The organism is Niastella sp. sgz303648 (assembly GCF_059587045.1).
In genome coordinates, this window is the sequence record NZ_JCAPSW010000056.1 from 1 (window position 1) to 1476 (window position 1476).

Here is a 1476-nt window from a genome sequence, read left to right on the forward strand (position 1 = left end):
ATACAGGTTTTTAAATAATCCTGAAGTAACTATACAGGTGGTATGATAATCCTGTTATTACTATACAGGGGAGTTTTTCAAAAGTAGGGATTAGTTTGTATTTTTTGAAGCTTCGCGCTGTTGTGTTACCCATTTTTTGGGATACTGTTTCCATCTTTTTTTCAAGGATCCCTTTAACTGATGAGCCTGATCAGGTGTTAAATAATCACAACTGCTATGAGGTCTTAATCCATTATAAGCCGTTATACTGTCTTTAACCAACTGATAAGCCTGTTCAAATCCAGGCTGGGTACTGTAAAGATTAAATTCTGTTTTAAGTATACCGTTCATGCGTTCTGCCAGCGCATTTTCATAGGGGTCTCCATTTTGGGTCATACTAATCGAGATATTGTTATCCTTTAGCATTTTGACATAATCTGCGCTACAATATTGAGAACCCCTGTCCGAGTGATGGATTAGCGGTTGAGCTGAATAGCTACGATTGTTAATAGCCATTTGTAAGGCGTCCCGGCAACCCTGGGCTGACAGGTCTGTTCGAAGGCAATAGCCCATTATTTTGCGTGAATAAGCGTCTGTAATCAGACTTAAATAACCCCATTGATTACCCATTCGGATATAAGTAATGTCACCCACCCATACCTGTTCCGGTCGATGACAATCCAGGCCTTTAATCAAATTCTCATACTTGTACATCCAATGACGGGAATCAGTAGTGATTACTTTTCTTTTACGTTGACGGATCAACAACTTATGACGCTCCAATAACCTAAATAGGTAGTCACGGCCTGCTTTTATGCCATGAGTGGCCAATGATGGAGCTATTTTGTGTTGTAGCTTACGCGTTCCTAACCGGGGCAATTCTTTTCTTTCCTCACGAATGTGTTCTAAAATAATATCGTCCCTGAACACCTCACGCTTACGACGCCATTGGTGATCATACAGGGCATGGCGGGTTTTGCCAAACAGTGCACACAAGCTTTTGATACTCTTTTCAGGAAAGTCTTGTTTTAATCGTTGCACTGCCTGGCACCAGCCTTTTTTCTGATATTAATTTGAAACTGTTCTTCGGCTACATCAATGAGGGTGTTCAATGCTGCGTTCATTAATCGAGCTTCTTCCAGAGCCTTTTGTAAGGCCTTTATATCAGCATTGCTTTCTGTTCTATCCTTTTTTGTAGATTTATTTTTCTTCATCCAGACTTCGTTCGATTCCACAAGTTCGGCATTTTCCTGTTCCAATTCCTTTATCCATCGTTCAATTGTCAGTGGTGTTTTTATTCCATAGGTTATCATTGCCTCCCGCATGCTCAGTCGACCCCTCGTTACTGACCGCACTACAGATCGTTTTAGATCTATACCTACCCGTGGGCCAATATGCCTGGTATCTACTGCCAGATCTATATCTTCCAGCCATCTATTCAATGTAGAGCGTTTTAAGCCATATTTTAATTGTACCACTCGCTTCGGCTTACCCTTA

At 41.0% G+C, this 1476-nt stretch carries 2 protein-coding genes; both read right to left on the minus strand.

Going from position 1 to position 1476, the window contains the following annotated elements; all coding sequences use genetic code 11:
• Window positions 1–90 precede the first annotated feature (90 nt).
• On the minus strand, window positions 91–1020 hold the full coding sequence (locus tag AC59IL_RS38875; protein WP_496557659.1) for an IS3 family transposase: 930 nt from the start codon (window positions 1018–1020) through the stop codon (window positions 91–93).
• On the minus strand, window positions 1008–1476 hold a 469-nt coding region (locus AC59IL_RS38880), incomplete at its 5' end, for a hypothetical protein (RefSeq protein WP_496557660.1). The genes AC59IL_RS38875 and AC59IL_RS38880, both read right to left, overlap by 13 nt.